The organism is Actinomadura sp. DC4, assembly GCF_030406325.1.
GTDB lineage: Bacteria > Actinomycetota > Actinomycetes > Streptosporangiales > Streptosporangiaceae > Actinoallomurus.
This window is the reverse complement of the sequence record NZ_JAUEQY010000020.1, coordinates 63592-84647: the sequence shown is the minus strand read 5'-3', so window position 1 is coordinate 84647 and position 21056 is coordinate 63592. Positions and strand designations below refer to the sequence as shown.

The 21056-nt window shown below is 71.5% G+C and carries 20 protein-coding genes and 1 pseudogene; 13 read left to right on the top strand and 8 right to left on the bottom strand.

The features are described 5' to 3' along the window. Positions 1 to 25: 25 nt before the first annotated feature. Entirely contained in the window at positions 26 to 742 is a 717-nt protein-coding gene (locus QWU11_RS29580; protein WP_290117733.1) for an SDR family oxidoreductase, read from the bottom strand. A gap of 155 nt (positions 743 to 897) precedes the next feature. On the opposite strand from QWU11_RS29580, the gene QWU11_RS29575 reads away from it, so the two are divergent. Together QWU11_RS29575 and QWU11_RS29570 are read left to right on the top strand one after the other, a co-directional pair. After that, the gene (locus tag QWU11_RS29575; RefSeq protein ID WP_290117732.1) at positions 898 to 1692 is read left to right on the top strand and encodes a helix-turn-helix domain-containing protein; all 795 of its coding nucleotides are present in this window, start codon (positions 898 to 900) and stop codon (positions 1690 to 1692) included. A gap of 416 nt (positions 1693 to 2108) precedes the next feature. Continuing rightward, positions 2109 to 2696 (top strand): sigma-70 family RNA polymerase sigma factor, encoded by a 588-nt coding sequence (locus QWU11_RS29570; RefSeq protein ID WP_290117731.1) that lies wholly within the window; start codon positions 2109 to 2111, stop codon positions 2694 to 2696. Between the two features lie 7 nt (positions 2697 to 2703). Here the strand turns inward: QWU11_RS29570 and QWU11_RS29565 are convergent, their stop codons facing one another. Genes QWU11_RS29565 through QWU11_RS29555 form a run of 3 tightly spaced genes read right to left on the bottom strand, consistent with a single transcriptional unit; the run spans position 2704 to position 5581 of the window. After that, positions 2704 to 3666: a DUF6177 family protein gene (locus tag QWU11_RS29565; protein WP_290117730.1), complete on the bottom strand. Its 963-nt coding sequence runs from the start codon at positions 3664 to 3666 to the stop codon at positions 2704 to 2706. After that, positions 3663 to 4031, bottom strand: coding sequence for a hypothetical protein (locus QWU11_RS29560; protein WP_290117729.1), 369 nt, complete (start codon positions 4029 to 4031; stop codon positions 3663 to 3665). Before QWU11_RS29560 ends, QWU11_RS29565 begins: the two co-directional genes overlap by 4 nt. 29 nt (positions 4032 to 4060) lie before the next feature. Then, positions 4061 to 5581, bottom strand: a complete 1521-nt coding sequence (locus QWU11_RS29555) for a hypothetical protein (RefSeq protein ID WP_290117728.1) — start codon at positions 5579 to 5581, stop codon at positions 4061 to 4063. Positions 5582 to 5934: 353 nt separating this feature from the next. Between QWU11_RS29555 and QWU11_RS29550 the strand changes: the two genes are divergently transcribed. The 7 genes and pseudogenes from QWU11_RS29550 to QWU11_RS29520 form a co-directional block, all read left to right on the top strand. After that, a complete protein-coding gene (locus QWU11_RS29550; RefSeq protein WP_290117727.1) occupies positions 5935 to 6837 on the top strand; it encodes an SSI family serine proteinase inhibitor in 903 nt (300 codons plus the stop codon). Between the two features lie 103 nt (positions 6838 to 6940). After that, the gene (locus tag QWU11_RS29545; RefSeq protein ID WP_290117726.1) at positions 6941 to 7336 is read left to right on the top strand and encodes a CBS domain-containing protein; all 396 of its coding nucleotides are present in this window, start codon (positions 6941 to 6943) and stop codon (positions 7334 to 7336) included. A gap of 21 nt (positions 7337 to 7357) precedes the next feature. Then, complete coding sequence (locus tag QWU11_RS29540; RefSeq protein WP_290117725.1) at positions 7358 to 8086, top strand: GAF and ANTAR domain-containing protein; 729 nt, start codon at positions 7358 to 7360, stop codon at positions 8084 to 8086. A 197-nt stretch (positions 8087 to 8283) separates the two neighbouring features. Further along, on the top strand, positions 8284 to 10062 hold the full coding sequence (locus QWU11_RS29535; RefSeq protein WP_290117724.1) for a SpoIIE family protein phosphatase: 1779 nt from the start codon (positions 8284 to 8286) through the stop codon (positions 10060 to 10062). A gap of 358 nt (positions 10063 to 10420) precedes the next feature. Further along, the gene (locus QWU11_RS29530) at positions 10421 to 11656 is read left to right on the top strand and encodes a glycosyltransferase (protein ID WP_290117723.1); all 1236 of its coding nucleotides are present in this window, start codon (positions 10421 to 10423) and stop codon (positions 11654 to 11656) included. A gap of 44 nt (positions 11657 to 11700) precedes the next feature. Continuing rightward, a complete protein-coding gene (locus QWU11_RS29525; protein WP_290117722.1) occupies positions 11701 to 12213 on the top strand; it encodes a DUF6328 family protein in 513 nt (170 codons plus the stop codon). 45 nt (positions 12214 to 12258) lie between these two features. Continuing rightward, positions 12259 to 12378 (top strand): annotated as a pseudogene (locus QWU11_RS29520) (IS5/IS1182 family transposase); the annotation flags it as partial. Between the two features lie 34 nt (positions 12379 to 12412). Here the strand turns inward: QWU11_RS29520 and proS are convergent. Further along, positions 12413 to 13852, bottom strand: coding sequence for a proline--tRNA ligase (gene proS, locus QWU11_RS29515; protein ID WP_290117721.1), 1440 nt, complete (start codon positions 13850 to 13852; stop codon positions 12413 to 12415). 99 nt (positions 13853 to 13951) lie between these two features. On the opposite strand from proS, the gene lepB reads away from it, so the two are divergent. Beyond that, on the top strand, positions 13952 to 14692 hold the full coding sequence (gene lepB, locus QWU11_RS29510; protein WP_290117720.1) for a signal peptidase I: 741 nt from the start codon (positions 13952 to 13954) through the stop codon (positions 14690 to 14692). Positions 14693 to 14741: 49 nt separating this feature from the next. Next, a complete protein-coding gene (locus QWU11_RS29505; protein WP_290117719.1) occupies positions 14742 to 16349 on the top strand; it encodes an ATP-binding cassette domain-containing protein in 1608 nt (535 codons plus the stop codon). Here QWU11_RS29505 and QWU11_RS29500 read toward each other — a convergent pair. From QWU11_RS29500 to QWU11_RS29490, 3 genes are all read right to left on the bottom strand, one after another. Continuing rightward, on the bottom strand, positions 16346 to 16891 hold the full coding sequence (locus QWU11_RS29500) for a YceI family protein (RefSeq protein WP_290117718.1): 546 nt from the start codon (positions 16889 to 16891) through the stop codon (positions 16346 to 16348). The genes QWU11_RS29505 and QWU11_RS29500 overlap by 4 nt on opposite strands. Positions 16892 to 16964: 73 nt before the next feature. Then, complete coding sequence (locus QWU11_RS29495; RefSeq protein ID WP_290117717.1) at positions 16965 to 17318, bottom strand: DUF2795 domain-containing protein; 354 nt, start codon at positions 17316 to 17318, stop codon at positions 16965 to 16967. Positions 17319 to 17533: 215 nt separating this feature from the next. Then, positions 17534 to 19060: a bifunctional phosphatase PAP2/diacylglycerol kinase family protein gene (locus tag QWU11_RS29490; protein ID WP_290117716.1), complete on the bottom strand. Its 1527-nt coding sequence runs from the start codon at positions 19058 to 19060 to the stop codon at positions 17534 to 17536. A 202-nt stretch (positions 19061 to 19262) separates the two neighbouring features. Between QWU11_RS29490 and QWU11_RS29485 the strand changes: the two genes are divergently transcribed. Both QWU11_RS29485 and QWU11_RS29480 read left to right on the top strand, forming a co-directional pair. Then, positions 19263 to 20240, top strand: a complete 978-nt coding sequence (locus QWU11_RS29485; protein WP_290117715.1) for an ABC transporter permease — start codon at positions 19263 to 19265, stop codon at positions 20238 to 20240. Positions 20241 to 20262: 22 nt separating this feature from the next. After that, positions 20263 to 21051, top strand: coding sequence for an ABC transporter ATP-binding protein (locus QWU11_RS29480; protein WP_290117813.1), 789 nt, complete (start codon positions 20263 to 20265; stop codon positions 21049 to 21051). Positions 21052 to 21056: the final 5 nt, after the last annotated feature.

The window sequence follows — 21056 nt, the reverse complement described above, 5'->3', positions numbered from 1 at the left end:
GAGCCGTACGGGCATCTCCGCGAGCTCAGAGCATCGTGCGGCCCCCGGCCACGTCGAGAATGAGCCCGGTCGGCCACGACGACCGGCCGGAGGCAAGGTACAGGGTGGCCCCGGCGACATCGGGGACGTGGACCGTCCGGCCGAGTGGATGGGTGGCCGCCATGGCCTCGAGCCGGTCGGTGCGCTCGGGGTGTCTCGCGCCGGGTGCGAGGCAGTTGACCCGTACGCCGTCGGAGGCGACCTCGGCCGCGACGTGCATTGTGAGGGCCTGCACGTCCGCCTTCGCGGCGTCGCGGGCGACCGTGGTGCCCTCGGGGCCGCCTGCGGGCAGGCCGGAGGGTCGCCGCCCGGCCGAGGACGACATCGTGATGATCGATCCCGTACGGCGCTTCCGCATGCCGGGCAGGAACTCCTTCAGCGTCAGGAACGTCGCGGTGAGGTTGCCGCCGACGGCGCCGTGCCACTCCTTGACGCTCATCCCGGCGAACGCGCACAGGATGTCGACCGGGCCGAGGTCCTCCTCCGCACGCGCCCGCGCGCTCTCGAGGTGGTCCGGGCGCGTGACGTCGGCGACGATCCCGACTCCTCCGGTCTCGGCGGTGACCAGGTCGAGGGCGAGGCGGTCCCGGCCGACGACGGCGACGTCGGCTCCCTCGGCGGCGAACGCGCGAGCGGTGCCGGCGCCGATCCCGTGTGAGCCGCCGGTGATGAGCACGACCTTGTCGCGGAGTTCCGGGTACATCGCGGGCGTTCCTCGATCCGGTCGGTTTTCGGGGTTCACCTGGTATTTGTCGGAACCCCGGTTTGGATTGCGCGTTCGGCCGGACTTTTTTCTGAGTGAACGCTCACTCAGGGGCTTCGTGGTAGCGTTCGCGGCGAAAGTCCAGGTGGAGGACCATGCGGGACTCGATGCGCGACCGGATCCTGGCGGCGGCCGTCTCGGTGATGCGAGACCGCGGCCTCACCGGCACCACGACCAGGGAGATCGCCCGCGCGGCCGGGGTGGCCGAGGGCAGCATCTACAACCACTTCGCGAACAAGAGCGAGCTCATCGCGGCGTCCCTGGCCTCGGTCACGGACGGACTCCACGAGGCACTCGTACGCCTGGCGGGGCGCGTGGGCGAGGGCACGGTCGACGGCAACCTCGCCGAGCTGGCCGAGGCCGAGATCGCCTTCTTCACGGACCTGCTCCCCCTCACCGGCCCGGCCCTGGGCGACCCCGCCCTACGCGACTGGCTCGGCCACAGGCGGGGCGTGGAAGTCTCCACAGAAACCCCCACCGACCAGGCACCCGGTGCCGGCGGTCCCGCGCAGGGCGGGCATGGTGCGGCAGCCGCCGGCGTGGGAGGTGCCGCCGGAACGGGAAGCGCCGCCAGCACGGGAGGTCTCGCCGGCGCGGGAAGCAGCCCCGGGACGGGAAGTGCCGCCGGGGCGGTGTTCGGGCATGCCGCGGTGGTCGGCTATCTGGAGGCCGAGCAGCGGACCGGGCGGCTGGCCACGTACGCCCGCCCTCCGTTCCTCGCCGCGACCCTCATCGGCGCATGCCACCACTACGCCTTCGTCCGCCTGCTGACCCCGCCCCAGGCGATGGCCGAGACGACGGGCATGCCGGCCGACCCCGCCGTGTACGCCGAGGAGATCGTGCGCGTCGTCATGATGGGCCACCACCCCCGCCGGGCCCGGCCCCACTGATGCCTACCGCGCGTGATCGCCCCACCTGTCACTGACCACTCAACCGTGCCAAGTCTTTTCAAGTCTCACCAGGTCACGTAGGCTTTATCCCGGAAGGACCGGTATTGGCCCGCGAGTCGGATCACCACAGATCGTGACCAAAACCACTTTTCACCGTGGCGTTCTCGCGTTAGACTCATGGCTCGCGGTAAGCGCTGCGCATCCGGTTGTGCATCGGTAAGGCGCAAGACCGTCAAGTGCCTTCCAGCCAGCCCGCGTCCGGGCCCCTGGCGGGCACCATTGTCCGATTTTCCTCTTGGGCGAAGAAGCCGGCAGTCAGCGGAGTGCTGCTCCGCACCCAGAGTGATGCCCAGCCCGGCCCCCAAACCCGGCGCGATCCGGCCCCCTCGCCCAGCTCAGCACCCTACGGAGCGAGAATGACCACTGCGGCACCCACAGCGGGCCGCCACGATGACGAGCGCTACGAACGCGACGTCAGGCCGCTCATCGACCCGCTGTACGCCAGCGCGGTACGCATGACGCGCAACCCCACAGACGCCGAGGACCTCGTCCAGGAGACCCTCGCCAAGGCCTACGTGAACTTCCACCAGTTCGAGGAAGGCACGAACCTCAAGGCGTGGATGCACCGCATCCTCACCAACAACTTCATCAACACCTACCGCAAGAAGCAGCGTGAGCCCCAGCGGGCCGGTACCGAGGAGATCGAGGACTGGCAGCTCGCCCGCGCCGAGTCGCACACCTCGACGGGGCTGCGTTCGGCCGAGCACGAGGCACTCGACCGGCTCCCCGACTCCGACGTCGTACGGGCCCTGCGGGCGCTCGCCCCGGAGTTCCGTACGGCCGTCTACCTCGCCGACATCGAGGGCTACCCCTACAAGGAGATCGCCACGATGATGGGCACGCCCATCGGCACGGTGATGTCCCGGCTGCACCGCGGCCGCCGCCAGCTGCGCGAGCAACTGCGGGAGTACGCCCCGCGCGTCAGCGTCGTACGCGCGGCCTGACCGATCCTCAGGACGCCTGCGCCCGCAGGTAGCCGGTGAGCTGCTCGTAGCGCTGCCAGGCGTCCTGCCTGCGGCCGTCGCCGAGGGAGTACCACATCGTCGGCGACCGCGTTTCGCCGATCTGCTGCCCGGGCACCCCGGGCGGCCCCGGCGCGGAGCCGCTCACGGCCAGGCCGACGGGCCCGGCCGGCCCCACCCACCGTGGCCCCGTGGTGAGGTCGGTGTTGCCCGGGCTGAGCTGGGCGAAGCACGAGATCAGCGGAAAGGCCGCGGCGAGCGTTCCGACGGCGGCCGGCAGCGCCGCGATCGGCGCCTCCTGCGGATCGGTGTAGCCGATCACCAGCGTCACCGCCTCCTCGGCGGCCCCGTCCACCTCGGACAGCAGCATCGTGCCGACGACCGGGGGGCCGCCCTCGCCTCCGCCCACGACGGTGAGCCAGACCGCGGCCGAGACCCGTGACCCGAACATCTCGGCGAGGTCCTCGACGCGCCACACCCCGGTGGCGGGCTCGGAGGTGCCCCACCCGCCCGGCGGCTCGCCGGTCAGCGACCGGCAGATGTGGTCGGCCGCTCCCCCGATCACGGACTCCGCCGTGTGCCGTACGCGGAGGGTGACGGTGAGCTGGGCGCCGATCGGGACGTTCGGCGGCTTGGTGTACCCCGGCGCGTACGCCCGCGCGGCGGGATCGACGACGAAGGCCGCGCCGTCCCACAGCAGGGGCACGCCGGTGAGACCGTCGTAGTAGCCGCCGTCGGCGCGGACGACCCAGCGGCTGTTCGGCCCGGTCAGGACGAGCCGCAGCGGCATCGTGATGCGCGACTCGGCCGGTGTGACGACCTGGAGGCCGCGCCGGGTCTCGCTGCACAGCCGCAGTCCCTCGGCGAGCCAGGTGGTGAACGGCACCACCGGGCGGTCTTGCAGCACCACCATCGCCTTGGAGGTCAGCGCGTCGGCGGCCGGATGACTCACGGCGCCTCCTCGGGGGGCGGCGGCCACACCGCGCCGCCCTGCCAGTGCACGATGTCGTCGGCGAACCTGCGTGCGATGCGCCGGGCCTCGGGTACGCCGGCGGCCGCGCGTACCTCCACCCACCAGGTCGGCAGGCGCACCTTGCCCGCCATCTGCGGGCCCAGCAGGCGCTCGACCTCGCCGGGGACGCGTACGAGCTCCGGCGCCTCGATCGAGACCGCGAGCCGGCCGTCGAGATCGTAGAGGTGGAGCCCGCCGGTGCCGGCCTCGCGAACGCGCAGCGACTCACCAAAGGCGATCATGCCCTCGACGACCGTGGAAATATCCGGCTCGTTACGCACCAGGGCGACGATGTCGCTGGTCAAAGCCGCGGACCTCCTCGTTTCGGTCGTTGTCAGACGCTGGTCGCCCGGGCGAACGCCTCCAGCGCGACACGTATCGCCGCCGCTCTCGTCTCCTGGCCGATCCGCGCGGACTCTATCGCCGTTCCGGTGGCGAGGTGCCGGTCGTAGGGCATGTGCACCACGGGCATCCCGCCGCCGCTGAGCAGTTGCGCCGCGCGGGTCAGATCGGCGTCGACGTGGGGGGTGTGCGTCACGAACGCGACCACCGTACGGGTCAGCAGGTGCTGGAAGCCGTTGCGCGCCTGCCACTCGAGGGCGCCCTGCGCGCTGAGCGCCCCGTCGACCGTGCCCGGGGTCACCATGACCTGGGCGTGCGCGTCGCCGAGGATGCCGCGCTGCAGCTCCGGCAGCAGGCCGGCCCCGCAGTCGATCACGAGGGCGGAGAAGTAGCGGGTCATCCGCCCCGCCGCCGCCTTGAAGGCGTCGAGGTCCAGCTCATGGGTGATGTGGCCGCCCGCGGTGCCCGACAGGACCCAGAGTCCGTCCCCCGTGCGGCTGAGGAAGGGCGTGGTCTCCTCGAAGCTGCGGGGGTTCGCCGCGGTCAGGTCGTGCAGCGAGCGCTCGGCCCGTACACCGAGGCGCAACGGCAGCGAACCGAGCCCGGAGTCGGCGTCCACCGCGAGGACGCGGTCCTGGCGGTACTGCGAGATCACGGTGGCGGTCAGCCCGGCCACCGTCGTCTTGCCCGCGCCGCCGCGGATGCTGGTGACGGCGATCTGCCGGCAGGAGGAGACCGGGCGGCCGAGGAGGCTCCCGACGTCGGCGGCCTTGCGTATCTCGTGCGCCGCGCCGGTGCCCACCGCGCGGCGCACGCCGCGTCCCACCCGGCGTACGAGGCGGTCGCCGTGCGTGGAGCGGCGGACGAGGTCCTCCGGGGCCGGCTGCGCGGACGGCTGGTGCCCTCTCGTGCTCTCCGGCGTCCACGCCTCCGCGTCGGACCGTTCCCATTGCCCCTGCGGGGCCTCGTCCTCCGGCGGGGGCTCGGTGCCCCACGGCGCCTGGGCGACCAGTCCCCAGGAGGTCTGTGAGGCGAGCTCCCAGGCCGCCGCCTGGTTGGGGGCCGCCTCCTCCTGGGGCACCTCCGGCCGGGGCGGCGTCCGCTCGTCGGGCGGGGACGTCTCCCACGGTGGAGGGCTCCACGTGGCGGGCGGCGCCTGCTGGGGAAACCCGGGACGTGCCGGCGCGGCCGACGGCTCGGCGCTCGCGGAAGCGGCCGCCGGCCTTTCCGTACGCGAATGCGCGACGCCCCATTGTTCACTTTCGGCCTTCGGCCCGTCCCACTGCGTGGGAGCGGGTCGTACGGACAATTTCTCGTCCGGCCGGGAAGGCTCGTCGATGAGGGTGGCCGGCGGCTGACGCGGCGCCGGCGGCGGCTCGCGAAGCTCTTCCGGATGCGGGGCCGCGTGCCCGGCCGTGGGGGCGGACGCACCGGTCGAATCGGGTGTTACCAGCCCAGTTCGCGGGACGCCGAGCTCGGCAAGCACGGCGGTCTGCCAGTCGTGCTCGGACACCGTGCTCCTCTCGGCGCGCAGCGGGCTGAGGGTAGGGATTCGTTCCCGATCTTATCGACGTACAGGCCCTCTGGCCTCCACAAACAGCACAGCTTCACGATTACCGTGAGAGATCGATGCGCTACAGTATGCGACTGAGACTCCGCCGAAACAGGCGGTCTTTTTCGGGGGGAAAAAACGACATGCGACGAATATTGGCGACATCTATAGCCGCGGCAATTCCTGCCGTGCTTCCGGTGCACGCGGTCGACGCTGCTTACGGCAAGCCCGCGCCTCCGCCCGCGGCAAGCGGTCATTCACGGGCCGCGCACGGCGTCCACGCCCGGCACCCGATGCACGGCAGGGTGGGCGGCATGCGCAACCGGCCGGGCCGCCCGCCTGAGAACGACGTGAAGGTGGACGCGGACGGCGGCGGCGACGAGCAGCACGCGCCCGCCGCGACCGGCGCCCACGGGGCGACCGGCGCCCACGGCCGTCCGGCCATGCCCATGCGCAACAGGCCGGCCTCACGGCCGGGCACGGGGGCCGACACCGGGTTCGCCGACGCCGACGACCCGGCGCTTCCGCCGGAGGCCGCCGAGGCTCTGAAGGAGGCCGCCGAGCTGCAGGGCTCCGCCCAGCAACAGCCCGAGGCACCGGGCAACAACGCGCCGGACGTCGGCGCACCGGAGGCCCCGGGCGCGGCGGCACCGAACGCGGGAGCACAGAACGGAGCGCCGCCGAACGCGGCGCAGCCGGGCGCGGCACAGCAGAACGCCGCGGCACAGCCCAACGCGATGCCGCCGCGGCGCGTCGTGGCCCGTCCGGGCCGCCCGATCCGGCCGATCCGGCCGGTCCGCCAGGGCCGGCAGGGCCGTCCGCTCAACGACCGGAGCACCAACCAGACGCTGAGCCGCAAGGCCGGCCGTACCATGCCGGCCGCGTACTTCAGCGCCGTCAACCCGATCCCGCAGGCCTCACGCCTGGTGCTCCACACCAGCGCCGGCAACGGGCCGGTGCGCACGGTGACGCTGCAGTGTGAGCCGGCGGGCGGCACGCACCCGAAGGCGGCCGAGGCCTGCGCCGACGTCGCCAGGGCCGGCGGCCGGCTGGCGGAGATGCCGGCCGCGGCCAACCCACGCGCCTGCTTCATGATCTATTCGCCGGTGACCGTGACCGCGCAGGGCCAGTGGCAGGGCCAGGCGCTCCGCTTCACCGAGAAGTTCCCGAACAGCTGCGTCATGCGCGACAAGACGGGCTCGGTCTTCGACTTCTGACAGAGGTCGCGGAAGAGTCTTCGGAATAAGACCCGCTCGCTTGGGTAGGCGGCGCATGTCAGGGCGGAGGGAGCCGGCAATGGCGCGACAGGTTCGCGAAGTCATGAAGCCAGAGCCCATCACCCTGCCCCTGGACGCTCCGCTTACCGAAGCGGCACGGCTCATGCGCGACCAGGAGATCGGTGGTGTGCTGATCACCCAGGACGGCATGCTGTGCGGTCTGCTGACCGACCGTGACATCGTCGTGCGCGCGGTGGCCGAAGGACGGGACCTCACCGGCACGCGCCTCGCCGACGTCTGCAGCGCGGGCATCGTGACGGTCGGCCCGGACGACGGCACCGACACCGCGCTGCGGCTCATGCTCGACCGTGCCGTCCGGCGTCTGCCCGTCGTCGAGGACGGCCGGCTCGTGGGCGTCGTCTCGATCGGGGATCTGACCTCCGACCGAGACGAGCCCACGGCTCTCACCGGTGCCGGATGGATACCCCCAAAGCTCTGAACAGCGGCTACCGTGACACTCGTGGGGTACCAACCGCAGATCAGCAGCGAGCTCGCGGCACACGTCGCCCGGCTCGGCCTGGTGCACGAGGCCTCGGCGACGGCCGCGCTGCGGCGGGTCACCGAGCTGGCCACCCATACCGTCCAGGGATGCGCCGGCGCCACGGCGGTCCGCTGGAGCGCGGGAGACATCTCCGAGCCGCTCGACCAGGCCGGCACCCACCCCGACCTGGCCTATCTCAGTGAGATCCAGTGCGCCCGCCGCGCCGGGCCCATGATCGAGGTGGCGCGCAGCGAGGTCCCGGCCTTCTGCGACGACACCCTCGCCGAGACGCGCTGGCCCGACTACACGCCCCTCGCCCTCCAGCGCGGCGTGCGCTGCTTCGCCGACACCGTCCACCGCGCCGGCCCGATGATCGTGACGCTGACGGTGTACGGCGCCGTGCCCGGCGCGCTCGACCGGGACGAGCTCAGCCTGGGCTCGCTGCTGGCCGCGCAGGGCGGGGCCGCGGTCTCCAACACCCGCATGTACGAGGACGCCCACCGCACCGCCACCCAGCTCCGCCAGGCGGTCGAGGCCCGCTCCATCGTCGACCAGGCCAAGGGCGTCTTGATGCACGCCATGGGGTGTGACGCCGAGACCGCGTTCAACGAGCTGAAGCGGATCTCCCAGACCCGTCACGTCAAGCTCACGGCCATCGCCCAGCGCATCGTCTCCGGACACCGCGCGGAAGGTCTCGATCACCGGTAGTCAGGTCCTCGCCGGGTCCTCCGGCGGCCGGTTAGAGTACGCACAGCCGACCAGGATCGCATCCGAGGCGATCCACCCCGCAGCCGGAGGGCAGCATTCCCGACCAGCAAGAGCACGAGCCTCTTCGCCCTGAGGCACTGCGCCCCGAAACCGCCGAGCTGGAGTCGCGGGCCGGAGAGCTGCGCAGCGCGGCCCTGTTGCCCGGCGCCGACCGCGGAGCGCTGCTGGAAGCCGCTCTGGCCGACCTCGAGCGCGCCGTGGCGGTGCTGCGGGCCACCGGCACCGACCAGACCTCCACCCGGGCCCGGAACGACGCGGCCGACGGGGAGCGACGGCTGTTGCGCACGGTCTTCCAGGACGCCCCGGTGCCGCTGTTCCTGCTGGAGCGCGACGGCACCGTACGCCGGGTCAACCGGCAGGCCGGCGCGCTGCTCGGATCATCGGCCGGCTACCTCACCGGCAAGCCGTTCCCGATGTTCTGCGACCTGGCGACGCGGGCCACGGTGGGCTCCCACGTGGCCGGGGTGTTCCACTCGGGCCGCCGGCGGCGCTCCCGCGTACGGCTGCTGTCCGGGCACGGCCCGGTCGAGGTGGACGTGACGTTCGCCCGCATCTGGGTCACCGGAGAGCCGGAGCCTCTCGTGGTCGCGGCCACCGCACCCTCGACCCGCGAACCCGCCGCCCAGGACCTCCCCCAGCAGGTCACCGCGACCGACGACGCCGTCGCCACCGTGGTGCACCGCATGGACGTCCTGGCCACCGCCACCGGCGTGCTGCTGGACGACGAGTCCTTCACCGAGTCCGTCGCCGTACGCCGCTGCGCGCGGCTGCTCGCCACCGAGCTGGCCGACTGGGTCTTCATCGACCTGGAGACCGACGAGCGCCTGCTCCGGCACGTGGTGATCGGCCCGGACGACCTGCGCAGCAGCGAGGTCGCCCACATGCTCGAGGACCTCGACCCCGCACCCGACACGGTGCCCGCCTCGGTCCACCGGTCCGGCCGGTCCGTGCTCCAGGCCCACCTCGACGATCTCAGCGCGCTCGGCACCAGCCCGGCCGGGCCTCCGGTGTGCGGGCTCATCGAGGCGTCCTCCCTGATGTGCGTGCCGCTGGACGACGGCGAGCGGCGCCACGGCACCCTGACGCTGACCGTGTCCGGTGAGCAGGGGCCGTTCGACCTGATGGACCTCGGGCTGGTCGAGCGCCTCGCCCGCAACCTCGCCCTGGTCATCCGGGCGGGACGGCGTTACCGGCGCCGGTCGATGGTGGCCGAGCGGCTGCGGGCGGGCCTGCTGCCGCGCGAGCTGCCGGAGATCCCCGGCGCCGAGGTGGCCGGCCGCCACCACCCGGCGACCCGCGACGCCGGCTTCGGCGGCGACTTCTATGAGGTCTTCACCACCGGCTCTGGCTGGGGCCTGGTCCTCGGCGACGTCTGTGGCAAGGGCGAGGACGCCGCCGCGGTCACCGCGGCGGCCAAGCACGGCATCCGGCTGCTCTCCCGCTGGCACCCCAAGCCCGCCGAGGTCATGTCGATGATGAACGAGGCGCTCATCGACGAGGAGCGCTTCGTCACCGCGGTGATGGCCTACCTGGAACCGCGCGAGGAGGGCCTGACGCTGACGGTCGCCAGCGCCGGCCATCCGCCCGCGATCCTGATCCGCCGCGACGGCCTGATCCGTACGACGAGCGGCGGCGGCATCCCGATGGGGCTCTTCGAGGACGACTTCGGCGTCGGCGTCGAGCGGCTCGACCTGGACCCCGGCGACACGCTCTTCCTCTACTCCGACGGCGTGCCCGAGGTGTCCGACGCCGCGCGGGTGAGGTTCGGGCACGAGCGCCTCATCGAGATCCTCGCCGCCCACGCCGACCGGCCCGTCGGCGATCTGACCCGGGCGGTCGAACAGGCGCTGCTGGAGTTCTGCGACGGTGACCTGCGCGATGACGTGTCGATGCTCGCCCTGCGCGTGACCGGCTGACCGTCCCGGAAAGTTTTTTCGCGATCATGTTTAGGAACCCCTTGGGCAGGTAAGAGGAAGAGTAAGCGATTGTGCCTAAGACGCAGGCACACCTCGGGAGAGCGGCATGCCCGCTCTCAACTTCCGGAGGGGTGTGCATGCGTCTTTTCAGTTGTTCCGCCAGAACGCGACTGACGCACGTCGTCTCCTCCTTCACCGCCACACCGGACGCTCGTCCGGCGGCGGGGCGCACGCCCTCGCAATTCGGTCGCGAGAGCACGCGCTCATATCTCCGCCGCGGTCGCGCCGAGGTCCCTGCCGGGACCCGTACGACCGCGCACATGAGCCCCCACCCCAGGGATATCCAGGAGTAACCGCAATGAACATAGCCATGGTCTCCGTACACGTCAGCCCGGTCGCCACCGGAGCCTCCAACGAGAGCCTCCGCGTTCACATCGCCGAGCTCGCCCGCGAACTGGGCCGCAAGGGACATCGGGTCACCGTCTACACGCGCCGGGACGGCCTCGGTTCCGGCGAGCGCGTCCGCCTCGCGCCCCGCGTGTACGTCGAGTCCATCTCCGCCGGCAACGCCGTGCCGATGTCGGAGCAGGAGGTTCTCCCCCACATCAAGGAGTTCGCCGACCGGCTGGCCAAGCGCCTGGCCGACAAGCGCCCTGACGTGATCCACGCGCACCACTGGCTGAGCGGCCTGGCCACGCTGTCGGCCGCCGACGGCCTGGACATCCCCGTCGTACAGAGCTTCCACGGCCTCGCGTCCCTGCAGGCCCGCGCCGAGGGCGGCGCGTCCCCGGCCCGGCTGCGGATGGAGCGGGCCATCGGGCGCGGTGTCTCCGCCCTGATCGCCACCACCGAGAGCGAGAGCGCCGAGCTCGCTCGCATCGGCGTCGCCCGGCCGCACATCGCCGCCGTACCCTCCGGCGTGGACAGCGACAGGTTCAGCCCGCAGGGCCGTTTGCTGCTCCCCCGCGCCGAGTCGCCGCGCATCGTCATGCTGTCGCGCCGGCTCGCCGGGCACGGCGTGACCACGGTCATCGAGGCGCTGGCCCGCATCCCCGAGGCAGAGCTGGTCGTCGCGGGCGGCCCGCCGAAGGCCGAGCTGGACGGCGACGAGGAGATCCACCGCCTGCGCATCGCCGCCAAGGAGGCCGGCGTCGAGGACCGGGTCACCTTCCTCGGCCGGGTCGACTCGGCCGACGTCCCCGGCCTGCTGCGGTCGGCGGACCTGACGGTGAGCCTGCCCTCGTACGGGTCCTTCGGCCGGGTGCCGGTCGAGTCGATGGCCTGCGGGACGCCGGTCGTCGTCACGGCCATCGGCGGCCACCTCGACACGGTGATCGACGATGTCACCGGGGTCTACGTCCGGCCCGGGCGTCCGGTCGAGCTCGCCCACCGCATCCGCGGCCTGCTGGCCGAGCGGACCCACCTGGCCGCCCTCGGGATCGGCGGCGCCGATCGGGTTCGCGCCCGCTACTCCTGGGAACGGATCGCAAACGAGACCCTCAAGGTCTATGACTCCGTGCGCCCCGCCCCCGAGCCCGCGCCGGAGGAGACCATGCCGGAGGAGGAGCTGACCGAGCTCGCCGTCGCGAGCTGACCCCCCGCCTCACCCGGGACGACACCGAAGACCCGGGAGCAGCCGTGGGACCCGAACGCGACGAGACGCCGAAACAGCGTCTCGACCGGGAACTCATCGAGCTGCTCCAGGGTCTTCGCGTCGTTACGGCCGGAGTCCAGTTCCTGTTCGCCTTCCTGCTGACGCTGCCGTTCTCCAACGGCTTCGGCCGCGTCGGCCACGCCGGCCGCTGGGTGTACTACGTCTCGCTGGTCGCGGCGGCGATCGCCTCGATCTGCTTCATCGCACCCGCCGCCCAGCACCGGGTCCTGTTCCACTCGGGCCGCAAGGACGTGGTGATCAGCCGCTCGAACCGCTACGAGATCTCCGGCGCGATCGCGCTGACCGTCTCGATGGCCAGCGCGGTGGCGGTCGCCGCGCGCGGCTACTTCTCCTCATGGCTGGCGGCCACGACGGCCACGGGCGTGGTGCTCCTGAGCCTGTGGGCGTGGTTCCTGCAGCCGCTGCTGACCCGCAGGAAGGCCCGGCAGGGACGGCTTGCCTACCGCCCGCCCGCCGGGGGCCCTGAGAACTCCTAACAATGATCTTGGGTGGAGGGTTGGTGTGGCGCGGCCGAATCCGTCGACCGGGCCTATGACCACGACGAACATCGTCGGCTGGTCCCGGCCAAGGGCATCCGCCCCTGCATCGCCCGCCGCGGTACACCCCACGGCTCGGGCCTGGGGTGGTCGAAGTGGAGCATCGCCCTAAAAAGATTCTCTCAGAAGTTCTCAGGGCCTAGTAGGAGCGGCCGAAGAGGATGCGTCGTCCGTAGGCGGACGGCTCGCCGCAGCGGAAGCAGGCGCCGGTCTCGTCCGGTGCCTCGCTCGGGATGCAGCGCGGCGTCGCGGCCGTGTCGGCCTTGATCGCGTCCTCGCAGTCGGTGCGGCCGCAGTGGAACACCCGTGCCCAGCCGGTCGAGACCTGCCCGGGGAAGGCGTCCCAGCTCTCGACCGTGGCGATGCGCTCGTCGCGGAAGCGCGTCGCCCGGTCGTACAGGAAGGCCTGGAAGTCCTCCAGGATGCCCGGGAGCACCTCGGCCACCCGGTCGAGCGGCACCTGTTCCTTGCCCTGGTCGCCGAGGCGGCGGGCCAGGGTGACGACGCCGCCGTCGAGGTCGCGCGGGCCGAGCTCGAGCCGGACCGGGACGCCGCGCATCTCCCAGTCGTTGAACTTGAAGCCGGGCGAGAGCTGCGGGCGCTTGTCGTCGACGTGCACCCTGATGCCGGCCTTCTTGAGCGTGGCGGCCAGCTCGCGTGCGGCCGGGATCGTACGCTCCGCGGCGTCACCGCGGCCGATCGGGACGACCACGACCTGGTACGGCGCGATGCGCGGCGGCAGGACGAGGCCCTTGTCGTCGCCGTGAGTCATGATCACGCCGCCGATCATGCGGGTGCTCAGGCCCCAGGACGTGGTGTGGGCGTGGACGAGCTTGCCGCCCTCGTCCTGGTACTGGATCTCGAAGACCTTGGCGAAGTTGGTGCCGAGGTAGTGCGAGGTGCCGGACTGCAGCGCCCGGCCGTCGCGCATCATGCCCTCGATCGTGTAGGTGCGCACCGCGCCGGCGAACCGCTCACTGGGGGTCTTCTCCCCCTCGATGACCGGGATCGCCGCCAGCTCGCGCGCCAGGCCCGCGTAGGCGTCGAGCGCCCACATGGTCTCGCGCATCGCGTCGTCCTCGTCGGCGTGGGCGGTGTGGCCCTCCTGCCAGAGGAACTCGGTGGTGCGCAGGAACATGCGCGGCCGCAGCTCCCACCGTACGACGTTGGCCCACTGGTTGAGCAGCAGCGGCAGGTCGCGGTGCGAGTCGATCCACTTGGCCATGTACTCGCCGATGACCGTCTCGGAGGTGGGCCGTACGACCAGCGGCTCCTCGAGCTCCTTGCCCCCGGCGACCGTCACGACGGCCAGCTCGGGCGAGAAGCCCTCGACGTGCTCGGCCTCGCGCTTGAAGTAGGACTCCGGGATGAACATCGGGAAGCAGGCGTTGTCGTGCCCGCCCTCCTTGATGCGCCCGTCGAGGTCGGCCTGCAGCAGCTCCCACATGCGGTAGCCGTACGGCCGGATGACCATGGTGCCGCGCACCGGGCCACGATCGACGAGCTCGGCCTGGATGACGACCTCGTTGTACCAGGCGGAGAAGTCTTCAGACTGAGGAGTGACACCTTCCCGACTCACGCAGCCGAGCGTACCGGCCCCCGGCACCGCGTGGGGACGACGCGCCTCCGCGAGCCCCCTTATGTCACTCACACGACCGGGCGGTCTACCGTACGGGACGTGCCAGACGAGTCCACGCCCGAGGCGGAACCCCAGAAGGACCCTCAGCCGGAAGCCACTGAGAGGTCCGAGAAGGAGGCCCCGGAGAAGAAACGGAACCGTTCCTTCCTCCGTGAGCTGCCCATTCTCATCGGCGTCGCACTCGTGCTGTCGCTGCTGATCAAGACCTTCCTGGTCCAGGCCTTCTTCATCCCGTCCGAGTCGATGGAGCGCACGCTCCACGGCTGCGCCGGGTGTACCGGGGACCGCATCCTCGTGGAGAAGATCGGCTACCGGCTGCACGACCCGCGGCCCGGCGACATCGTGGTGTTCCGCGCGCCGCCGTCGTGGGAGCCCGAGGCGCAGTTCGCCAAGCCGACGAACCCCGTCCGGCGCGCGCTCAACTGGGTCGGCGGGGCGTTCGGCCTGCCGCAGGCGAGCGAGAAGGACCTGGTCAAGCGGGTGATCGCGGTCGGCGGTCAGACCGTGAGGTGTTGCGACGCCCAGGGCCGCGTGATCGTCGACGGGCATCCGCTGGACGAGCCGTACATCTTCGAGGACGACCACCGGCCGTTCGGTCCGATCAAGGTGCCGCCCGGCCGCCTGTGGGTCATGGGCGACCACCGCGCGGACTCCGCGGACTCCCGTTTCCACCTGCAGGACGGCGGAAACGGCACGGTCCCGGTCGACGACGTGATCGGCCGCGCCTTCGTGATCATCTGGCCGCCGTCCCGCTGGAACACCCTCGGCAAGCGCGGCTGAGCGGAAAAGCGGTTGGGCCGGGTCCGCCGATGGCCCAGACTTGACGAACGTGGGCCACGTCGAAGTCGCGCATCTTGATCACACCCTTCCCGACGGACGGGTGCTGCTGTCCGACGCCTCGTTCCGTGTCGCCGACGGCACCGTGGCCGCGCTGGTCGGGCCGAACGGCGCCGGCAAGACGACACTGCTCCGCCTGGTCGCCGGCGACCTCGAGCCCCAGAGCGGCTCGGTGACGCGCAGCGGCGGCCTGGGCGTGATGCGGCAGTTCATCGGCAACATCCGCGACGAGTCGACCGTCCACGACCTGCTCGTGACCACCGCGCCGCAGCGCGTACGCGACGCGGCCGGGGCGCTGGAGCAGACCGAGCTCGCCATGATGGAGCGTGACGACGAGCCCACCCAGATGCGCTACGCGAAGGCCTTGGCGGACTGGGGCGACGCCGGTGGGTACGACGCCGAGGTGCTCTGGGACGCCTGTTGTGTGGCGGCCCTCGGCACGCCGTACGACCGTGCCCGCTGGCGCGACGTGAAGACGCTGTCCGGTGGCGAGCAGAAGCGTCTCGTCCTGGAGGCGCTGTTCCGCGGCACCGACCAGGTGCTGCTGCTCGACGAGCCGGACAACTACCTCGACGTCCCGGGCAAGCTGTGGCTGGAGGAGCGGCTGCGCGAGACGCCCAAGACGGTGCTGCTGGTCTCGCACGACCGCGAGCTGCTGGCCCGCGCCGCGCGGCAGATCGTCACGGTCGAGTCCGGGGGCGTCTGGGTGCACGGCGGCGGCTTCGCCGGCTACGCCCAGGCCCGGCGCGAGCGCAACGAGCGCCTGGAGGAGCTGCGCCGCCGCTGGGACGAGGAGCACGCCAAGATCAAGGCCCTCGTCCTGATGCTCAAGCAGAAGGCCAAGTACAACTCCGACATGGCCTCCCGCTACCAGGCGGCCCAGACGCGGCTGCGGAGGTTCGAGGAGGCCGGTCCTCCGGAGGTCCCGCCACGCGACCAGAACCTCAAGATGCGCCTGCGCGGCGGCCGTACGGGCAAGCGCGCGGTGATCTGCGAGGCGCTGGAGCTCACCGGGCTGATGCGGCCCTTCGACAGCGAGATCTGGTACGGCGAGCGGGTGGCCGTGCTCGGCTCGAACGGCTCGGGCAAGAGCCACTACCTGCGGCTGCTCGCCGGCGAGGACGTCGCGCACACGGGCGTGGCCCGGCTGGGCGCCCGCGTGGTGCCCGGCCTGTTCGCCCAGACCCACGCCCGCCCGGAGCTGCGCGACCGCACCCCGGCCGAGATCTTGATGACCGAGCACGCGCGGCTGCGCAACGAGGCGATGGCGGCGCTGGCCCGCTACGAGCTGCAGTACTGCGGCGACCAGCCGTTCGAGACGCTGTCCGGCGGCCAGCAGGCGCGGCTGCAGATCCTGCTGCTCGAACTCAGCGGCTGCACCCTGCTGCTGCTCGACGAGCCGACCGACAACCTCGACCTGGCCAGCGCGGAGGCGCTGCAGCAGGGCCTGGAGGCGTATGAGGGCACGGTGCTCGCGGTCACCCACGACCGCTGGTTCGCCCGCTCGTTCGACCGCTTCCTGGTCTTCGGCGGCGACGGAAGGGTCTATGAGTCCCCCGAGCCCGTCTGGGACGAGACCCGCGTCGAACGCCCGCGCTAGGGGATCGTGAGGTCGAACTCGATCTCGATCGGGTCGGCGACGCGGAGCTGGCCGAACATCGCGGAGTACGGCTTGATGCCCCAGCGTGACTGGACGACGGTCGTGCCGCCGGTCAGGCGGTCGCCCGTCACCCGGCCCCTGACGGTGACCGGTCGCGTGACGCCCATGATCGTCAGGTCGCCCTCGACGGTGAACGACTCCGGGGTGCCCTCGACGCTCGTGGAGCGGAACGTGATCGCCGGATGCGCGGAGGTGTGCAGGACCTTGCCGCGGATGTTCTTCACGATCTCGGATCGGTCGTGGTCGGTCAGCGGCAGCACGCCGCCGGTGCCCTCCCTGACCTCCAGGGAACCGGCCTCGATCTCGGCCGTCACCGAGGAGCCGGCCGGCTCGGCGAGGTCGGCGGAGACCTGCGCGGACCAGCGGGCGGCCTCCAGGGTCAGGTCGTGACCCGCGCGGCGGCCGAGGCCGCTGCGGCCCGTGCGGAGCAGGAGGCGGCCCGAGGCCGGGCCGAGTTCGAACGAACCGCCGGTCAGCGCCATGTCCGCCACGCTACCCGCGCGAGAGCCCCGGCGACAGCGCGGCCGCCGGGGCGTCGTCCCCCTGACTGATGCGTCAGTGGTCGGTGAGCAGGCCGATGGCCCGTACGACCTCGCCGAGGGTGTGGAACTGCCGGCCTTCCGGCAGGCCGGATACGGCGTCGATGACCGATTCGGGGGCCCGGTGGGACCGCAGGTGGGTCAGCAGGCGCGCCCGGTCGGCGGGGAACTCGCTCGGCGGCAGATGCCGTGTCAGCGTTGCCCGGCGCGCTACGTCGGCGGGCGACATGCCGCGCGGTGCCGTTCTCGGGCGCTCTGGCGAAGCGTCCCCGTCACTCGTGCGGTCGATCCCGTTTCTGCTCAGGTTTTCGGTCTCCTTACGCCGGTATTCGTCGCGGACCGGACCCTGCTTGTCGCTCTCGCGATGCATAGACCTCACCTTTCGCGTAGCCCGTTCAGGCACCCCGCGCGCTGGCGTCTCCGGACGTCGCCCAGTCCTCCCTCGCGATCGGAGCGCCGGAATGCTCCACCTTCCGTAGAGCGGCCGCCGCGCGGCCCCCCTGTGAGCGGCCGTACCCGACCCGGGCCACGACCAACCCTCAGACGAGCATCGAGCCTGGTCAGAGGCTCCAGCAGGCGCTTGGCCTAGATGTCGGGCGCCTCGGCGGCCGGCTCGGGAAGCGGCCTGCGGCTGGGCTCGGCGAGGCGCGCGGGGCCGAACACGGCCAGCGCGGCGCGGCCCTTGGTGATCTCGATCGGGCCCTCGACCGTGCCGATCTCCCCGTCGGAGGCGAACCGCAGCGAGCCATCGGCGCCCTCCACCCGTAGGTCGGTGGCGCGCCACGCCTTGTAGTCGGGCATCAGGTGGAGGTGCCCGACGAGCAGCGCGGCGACCGCGCGGGTCTTGCTGATGTGCCGCTTGGCGCCGATCAGCCGGACGTCGATCAGGCCGTCGGCGAGGTGACGGCGCCAGGTCGGGGCGACGCCGTACGAGCCGTAGCGGCAGTTGCCGAGGAAGGCGAACCACACGCGCAGCCGCCGGCCCTCGACCGTGACCTCGGTCGGCTCGGTGTGCCGCAGCACTCGTACGGCCGAGACCGCCAGCGCGGGCCACTTGCCGATCCGGGCCTCCATCTTGGTCCGCATGTCGACCAGCTCGGTGTACGCGCCGAAGCTCGCCGTGTTGAGGAACAGCCGGTCCCCGGCACGCGCCACGTCGACGCGTACGACGCCGCCCGAGCGGTACGCCACGATCGCGTCCTTGACGGTCTCCAGGCCGATCGCGCGGGAGAAGTGGTTGAGCGTGCCGCCGGGGATCACCAGCAGCGGCAGGTTGCGCTCGACGGCGACCTCGGCGCCGGCGTTGACCGTGCCGTCGCCGCCGCAGACCCCGAGCACCGTCGCGCGGTCCGCGGCCTCGCGCATGACCTTGCTCAGGTCGCCCTCCGCCTCGACGATCTCCGCCGCGGGCAGTTCGGCGCGCAGCGTGTCGCTGACGTCGCCGCGGCCCGCGTCCTGGTTGATCACCACGACGACGCCGGCGCCGTCGGACGTGGTGCCGGCGACGGCCTCGGACGGCATCGACCACACGCCCGGCGCGGGCGCGGGACGGGTGGGCCAGAGCGCCCGCGTGGTGACCGCCGCCACCGCGCCGAGCGCCAGGCCGGCCAGCACGTCGCCCGGATAGTGCGCGCCGGTGTAGACGCGGGAGAAGGCCACGCCGGCCGCGGCCGCCGCCACCGGCAGCGTGACGGACTTGGGCGCCTCCATCGCCAGCGCGCCGGTGAAGGCCGCGGCGGCCGCCGAGTGCCCGGAGGGGAACGACGGGGAGGTCGGCAGCCGCCACCGCACGCGCGCGGACGGGATGAGGGTTCCCCGGCCGACGCTCGTCGGCAGGCCGGTCAGCTCGATCAGCGGACGGCCGCGGCGGAACATCTGCTTGCCGGCGAGGTTGGCGATCGGGCTCGCGAGCGCGAGGGCGAACACCCCGCGCATCGCGGCGCGGCGCAGTCTCGGCTGCCTGGTCACGGCGAGACCGCCGGCGATGCCGAACCACAGCACGGAGTGGTCGGCCGCACGGGACAGGCGAGGGAGAACGTACTCGAAACCGGTCAGCCGGGCCGCGGCCACCGCGTCGAAGGCGCGCTGGTCGATCCGACTCGCTCGTTGCAACAGGGGCATGCGGGGCTGTATCCCCCGTGAACGTCAAGATATGTCCGCGAGTTCGGCAAGGTCAGCGGTGCGTCGACGTCCGAGAGGCGCGGTATCGGCGCTCTATCCCCTTTCCGTCCCGGATCACGCCGAAGATCACATCTTTGCCATGCATCTGACCGAACGTCGATGGAGGGCCTGTGTCTGCAATAAGCTCATCCGCATGAGTCACCCGGAACGGCTCGGAGCCTCGGGTGGCGGATCGGCACATGCGATCGCGGAGCCCCCTCTTGTGAACGGGCATCCTTCGCTGGCCGAGTTCGCCGCCGGATTCGGGCTCAAGCAGAGCGCCGCCCGCCCCCCAATGGGCTCGTACATCCGTCAGCTCTGGCAGCGCCGCCACTTCATCTGGGCGTTCGCGTCGGCCAAGAACATCGCGATGTACACCGAGTCGCGGCTGGGCCAGGTCTGGCAGGTCCTCACACCGCTGCTCAACGCCGCGGTCTACTACCTGATCTTCGGACTGCTGCTCAACACGAGCCGCGGACTGCCGCACAACACGTTCATCCCGTTCCTGGTGACCGGGGTCTTCCTCTTCACGTTCACCCAGCGATCGGTCAACTCCGGCGCCAAGTCGGTCGGCGACAACCTGTCGCTGATCCGGGCCCTGCACTTCCCGCGGGCCAGCCTGCCGCTGGCGTACACCATCATCGAGCTGCAGCAGCTGCTGATCTCGATGGTCGTGCTGTTCGCCATCGTGCTGGGCTTCGGTGAGCCGCTGACGCTCAGCTGGCTCCTGCTCATCCCGGTCCTGATCATGCAGCTGACCTTCAACGTCGGGATCAGCCTCGCACTCGCCCGGATCGGCGCGTTCAACCGCGACATCCAGCAGCTACTCCCCTTCATCCTGCGGACCTGGCTCTACTTCTCCGGCATCATCTACAGCCTGTCCGGCCTGATGAAGTCGTCCAAGATCCACGACCACCCGTGGATCGGGCACATACTTGAGGCCAACCCGGCGTACGTCTTCGTCGAGCTGTCGCGCCTCGCGCTGCTGGGCAGCTACCGCGACTACGTCCACCAGACGCTCAACGAGCCGACCATGCACCTGTGGTACTACGGCATCGGCTGGTCGATCGTGATGTTCCTCGTAGGGTTCTGGTTCTTCTTCCGCGCCGAGGAGAGGTACGGCCGTGGCTGACGCCGTCCAGGAGAAGTACAAGGTGTCCGAGGGCGCAGCCCCGCGGGTGGCCATCGACCGGAGCCGCGACCCGATCGTGGTCGTCGACGACCTGCACATCAAGTACCGCGTGTTCGGCGCCGGCGGCAAGGGCAACGCCGCCACCGCCTTCATGCGCGTGCTCCGCCGCGAGCACCGCCCGACGATGAAGGTCGTGCACGCGATCCGCGGCCTGTCCTTCGTCGCCTACAAGGGCGACGCGATCGGCGTCATCGGCACCAACGGCTCGGGCAAGTCGACGCTGCTCAAGGCGATCGCCGGCCTGCTCCCGCCGGAGAGCGGCGGCGTCTACACCTCCGGGCAGCCGTCGCTGCTCGGCGTGAACGCCGCGCTGATGAACGACCTCACCGGCGAGCGCAACATCGTCCTCGGCTGCCTGGCCATGGGCATGACGCCCGAAGAGGTCAAGAAGAAGTACGACGAGATCGTTAAGTTCGCCGGGCTCAAGGAGGGCTTCATCCAGCTCCCCATGCGGGCCTACTCCTCCGGCATGGGCTCGCGGCTGCGGTTCGCGATCGCCGCGTCCAAGTCCCACGACGTGCTGCTCATCGACGAGGCGCTGGCCACCGGCGACGCGAAGTTCCGCCGCAAGAGCGCCAAGAAGATCGACGAGCTGCGCGCCGAGGCGGGCGCGGTCTTCCTCGTAGCCCACCAGCTCGACTCCATCAAGGAGATGTGCAACCGGGTTCTGTGGATCGACGAGGGCACGCTCGTGATGGACGGCGAGACCGACGCGGTGGTCGACGCCTACATCGAGGCGACCGGCAAGTAGATGTG

Coding starts and splice junctions, on each gene's coding strand:
- QWU11_RS29530 (WP_290117723.1), top strand. CDS start 10,421: ATGAACATAGCCATGGTCTCCGTACACGTCAGCCCGGTCGCCACCGGA.
- QWU11_RS29570 (WP_290117731.1), top strand. CDS start 2,109: ATGACCACTGCGGCACCCACAGCGGGCCGCCACGATGACGAGCGCTAC.
- QWU11_RS29550 (WP_290117727.1), top strand. CDS start 5,935: ATGCGCAACCGGCCGGGCCGCCCGCCTGAGAACGACGTGAAGGTGGAC.
- QWU11_RS29580 (WP_290117733.1), bottom strand. CDS start 742: ATGTACCCGGAACTCCGCGACAAGGTCGTGCTCATCACCGGCGGCTCA.
- QWU11_RS29485 (WP_290117715.1), top strand. CDS start 19,263: ATGAGTCACCCGGAACGGCTCGGAGCCTCGGGTGGCGGATCGGCACAT.
- QWU11_RS29495 (WP_290117717.1), bottom strand. CDS start 17,318: ATGCATCGCGAGAGCGACAAGCAGGGTCCGGTCCGCGACGAATACCGG.
- QWU11_RS29545 (WP_290117726.1), top strand. CDS start 6,941: ATGAAGCCAGAGCCCATCACCCTGCCCCTGGACGCTCCGCTTACCGAA.
- QWU11_RS29500 (WP_290117718.1), bottom strand. CDS start 16,891: ATGGCGCTGACCGGCGGTTCGTTCGAACTCGGCCCGGCCTCGGGCCGC.
- QWU11_RS29575 (WP_290117732.1), top strand. CDS start 898: ATGCGGGACTCGATGCGCGACCGGATCCTGGCGGCGGCCGTCTCGGTG.